The following is a 3,902-nucleotide window of genomic DNA, read 5'->3' as shown; positions in this document are numbered from 1 at the left end:
CATCGTCTGGGGCTGCAGCGCGCAGGTCGCGACGCAAGGCGGCGATCTCGGTCGGATGTCGGCGCTCGATGCCGGCTATGACGTGCGCGCCAGCGCCGTGACGCTCGACCGCTTCTGCGGAAGCGGCATCACCAGCGTCAACATGGCGGCAAGCTCGATCATGGCGGGCGCGGAAGACCTCGTCATCGCCGGCGGCTGCGAGATGATGTCGATGGAGGGACGCCGCGGCTCGGGTCCGATGATGATGGACAACGGTAATCTGCGCCTGCGCGCGCGGCATCCGCAGTCGCATCAGGGCGTCTGCGCGGACGCGATCGCGACGATGGAAGGCATCACGCGAAGGGACGTCGACGCGCTCGGGCTGGAGAGCCAGAAGCGCGCGGCGCACGCGATTGCGAACGGGCACTTCACCAAGAGCCTCGTGCCCGTCCACCGCGAGGACGGCAGCCTCGCGCTCGACCACGAGGAGTACCCGAGGCCGCAGACCACGATGGAAGGCCTCAGCAGCCTGAAGCCGGCATTCCCCGCGGTCGCGGACTACGCGCTCGACGACAAGGGCACGACCTATCGTGGCCTGATCCTGCAGCAGTACCCGGACCTGAATATCGACTTCGTCCACCACGCCGGCAACTCGTCCGGCGTGGTCGACGGCGCCGCCGCGATCCTGCTGGCCTCGCCCGCTTACGCCAGGGCGCACGGCCTTAAAGCCCGCGCCCGTGTCGTCGCGATGGCGAACATGGGGGACTCGCCGACCCTGATGCTGAACGCGCCGGTGCCGGCCACGCGCAAGGTGCTGGCGAAGGCGGGCCTCACCATCGACGACATCGACCTGTTCGAGATCAACGAGGCCTTTGCGGTGGTGGCGGAAAAATATATCCGTGACCTCAAGCTCGATCGCGCCAAGGTCAACGTCAACGGCGGCTCGATCGCACTCGGCCACCCCATCGGCGCCACCGGCTCGATCCTGATCGGCACCGTGCTCGACGAGCTCGAACGGCGCGATCTCAAGCGCGGTCTCGTCACCATGTGCGCCGCCGGCGGCATGGCGCCCGCCGTCATCATCGAGCGCGTCTAGCCAATCTCACCCTCGCTTTCTCCCTGCTTTTACGGGGAGGAAGAGCGGCTACGTGCGATCTAACCCTTATTTTTCAGGGTGAAACGCGCGCCTCCTTGCACAAAGAGACTGGTCGCCGCTTGTCGAAAGCGGCGAATCAGCTTTAGCAAGATGGCGTGCGGGCCTTTGAAACAAGGCAAAATCCGCTGCCCGAGGCTTCTCCCGCGCCGGAAGTAGCTAAAAAGCAGGGTTTTTTGCTACAGAGGGCCAAAAAAGCCCGTAAAACCGCGACAAAACCGTGCAGAAGGCTATAGGCCTTCGCCGGTTGGTCTAATATGCAACCGCCAACGAATCAGAGGAGACACGATGGCAACCCAAATGTCCAAATCGCAGTTGATCGAAAAGATTGCGACCGCCACCGAGCTTTCCAAGCGCGACGTCAAGAGCGTCATGGAGACGCTGACCGACGTCGGTCACAAGGAGCTCAAGAAGAACGGCCTGTTCCTGGTGCCGGGCTTCGCCAAGTTCGTGGTCATCAAGAAGCCCGCGACCAAGGCACGCAAGGGCACCAACCCGTTCACGGGCGAAGAGATGATGTTCAAGGCCAAGCCGGCCCGGAAGATCGTCCGCGCCCGTCCGGTCAAGGCCGCCAAGGACGCCGTGGGCTAACGACGCAAAGGCCCCCTCGGGTAGGAGGGGGCCTTTTGTTTGGGGCAGCCGCGAGGGCCTGAGACGGAGGGCTCAACCCTTGCGGCGCTTCACCCGGACCGGGATCGGTTGAAGCCGCGGCTCGGGTCCTGCAAGCGCATCGCGCACCCGGTCAATGGCACGATCGAGCAGCTGGCGCAGCCGCTGCGTGTTCCGAGATTGCTTCGCTTCTTCCAGCAGTTTCTTCATCGCATTCACTCCGCCGCCTCGACCTTTGCCTCGACCGGCTCGAGCGCCGCGGCGATGGCTTCGTCGACGCGCTCCAGCCAGATGAATTCGAGGTTGTCCCGCGCGCTCTTCGGGATGTCGTCATAGTCCCGCTTGTTGCGCGCCGGCAGCATCACCCGCTTCAAGCCGGCAGCAGCCGCAGCGACCACCTTCTCCTTGATGCCGCCGACCGGCAGCACCAGGCCGCGCAGCGAGATCTCGCCGGTCATCGCCGTATCGCTCCTCACCGTACGATTGGTGAGCAGCGACGTCAGCGCCGTGAACATCGCAACGCCCGCGCTCGGCCCGTCCTTCGGGGTCGCGCCCGCGGGAACATGAACGTGGATGTCGCTCTTCTCGAACACCTGGGGATCGATGCCGAGCTGCGACGCCTTGCTCTTCACCAGCGTCAGCGCAGCCTGCACGCTCTCGCGCATGACCTCGCCGAGCTGGCCGGTCAGGATCATCCCGCCACGGCCGGGCACACGCGAAGCCTCGATGAACAGGATGTCGCCGCCGACAGGCGTCCAGGCAAGGCCGGTGGCCACGCCCGGAATGCTGGTGCGCTGCGCGATCTCGCCTTCGAAGCGCGGCTGGCCCAGCACAATGGCGATGTCCTTCGTTCCCACCACGATCTTCGCGGCCGTGCCCTCGGCGACCTGCACCGCGGCATGCCGGAACAGCTTGCCGATCTCGCGCTCGAGGTTACGCACGCCGGCCTCGCGGGTGTACCCCTTGACCACCAGCTTCAGCGCCTCCGGCTCGATCTCGGCCTGCTCGGCCGAGAGGCCGTTGGCCTCCAGCTGCCGCCGCACCAGATAGCGGCGCGCGATCTCCAGCTTCTCGTCCTCGGTGTAGCCGGCGAGGCTGATCAGCTCCATGCGGTCCAAGAGCGGACCCGGGATCTGGTCCAGCATGTTGGCGGTCGCGATGAACACCACGCGCGAGAGGTCGAAGGGCACGCCCAGGTAATTGTCCCGGAACGTCCCGTTCTGCTCGGGGTCGAGCACCTCCAGCATGGCAGCCGACGGATCGCCCTGCACGCCGCGGCCCATCTTGTCGATCTCGTCCAGCATCATGACGCAGTTGCGGCTGCCGGCCTTCTTGATGCCCTGGATGATGTTGCCGGGCAGCGCGCCGATATAGGTGCGCCGGTGGCCGCGGATCTCGGCCTCGTCATGCACGCCGCCCAGGCTGACGCGCACGAAGGGGCGACCCATCGCGCGTGCGATGGATTGTCCCAGCGAGGTCTTGCCGACGCCGGGCGGGCCGACGAAGCACAGGATCGGGGCCTTGCCCTGCGGTGCGAGCTTGCGCACCGCCAGATATTCGATGATCCGGCTCTTGATCTTCTCCAGGCCGAAATGGTCGGCATCCAGGATGGCTCGCGCCTCCTTGATGTCGATCGGCTTCTCCGCGGGCAGCGCCCAGGGCAGCTCGATCAGCCAGTCGAGATAGGTGCGGACCATGCCGGCTTCGCCGGCGGCCTCAGGCATGCGTTCATAGCGGCGCAGCTCCTTCCTGGCGTGCGCGTCCGCCTCGGGCGGCATGTTGGCCTTGGCGATGGCGGACGTCAGCTCGGCGACCTCGGCCGCCTTGCCGTCGCCTTCGCCGAGCTGGCGCTGAATGGTCGCCATCTGCTCACGCAGGATCGCCTCGCGCTGCCGCTCGTCGAAGGAGGCCTTGGTCTTCTGGCCGATCTCGTTGGAGATGCGCAGCACCTCCAGCCGCTCGGCCAGATGCTTGGACACCTTCTCGACGCGCAAGGCGAGGTCGATGGTCTCCAGCACCTCCTGCTTGTCCTGCGGCTTGATGTCCATGAACGAGGTGGCCAGATCCGCCAGCGCGCCGGGCGCACTGGTGCCCTGGAACATCGCGGCCAGCTCGGGCGGCGCCTGCGGCAACAGCTCGATCGCCTCGATCGCCTGGCGCT

General features: G+C 66.1%; 4 protein-coding genes. 2 read left to right on the top strand and 2 right to left on the bottom strand.

Going from position 1 to position 3,902, the window contains the following annotated elements; genetic code table 11:
* Window positions 1–1,075: acetyl-CoA C-acetyltransferase (locus MOV75_RS29930; protein WP_247007120.1), on the top strand; the 1,075-nt coding region annotated here is incomplete at its 5' end.
* 345 nt (window positions 1,076–1,420) lie between these two features.
* A complete protein-coding gene (locus tag MOV75_RS29925; RefSeq protein WP_094891268.1) occupies window positions 1,421–1,723 on the top strand; it encodes an HU family DNA-binding protein in 303 nt (100 codons plus the stop codon).
* Window positions 1,724–1,795: 72 nt separating this feature from the next.
* Here the strand turns inward: MOV75_RS29925 and MOV75_RS29920 are convergent, their stop codons facing one another.
* Both MOV75_RS29920 and lon read right to left on the bottom strand, forming a co-directional pair.
* On the bottom strand, window positions 1,796–1,951 hold the full coding sequence (locus tag MOV75_RS29920) for a hypothetical protein (RefSeq protein ID WP_246922494.1): 156 nt from the start codon (window positions 1,949–1,951) through the stop codon (window positions 1,796–1,798).
* 5 nt (window positions 1,952–1,956) lie between these two features.
* Window positions 1,957–3,902, bottom strand: a 1,946-nt coding sequence (gene lon, locus MOV75_RS29915) for an endopeptidase La (RefSeq protein WP_247007119.1), incomplete at its 5' end; no start/stop codon positions are given.

The organism is Bradyrhizobium sp. PRIMUS42 (assembly GCF_023006515.1).
Taxonomy (GTDB): domain Bacteria; phylum Pseudomonadota; class Alphaproteobacteria; order Rhizobiales; family Xanthobacteraceae; genus Bradyrhizobium.
This window is presented reverse-complemented; position numbering and strand designations above follow the sequence as displayed.

Excerpts from the sequence above, each read along its gene's own strand:
- MOV75_RS29925 (WP_094891268.1), top strand. The coding sequence starts at position 1,421 with ATGGCAACCCAAATGTCCAAATCGCAGTTGATCGAAAAGATTGCGACC.
- MOV75_RS29920 (WP_246922494.1), bottom strand. The coding sequence starts at position 1,951 with ATGAAGAAACTGCTGGAAGAAGCGAAGCAATCTCGGAACACGCAGCGG.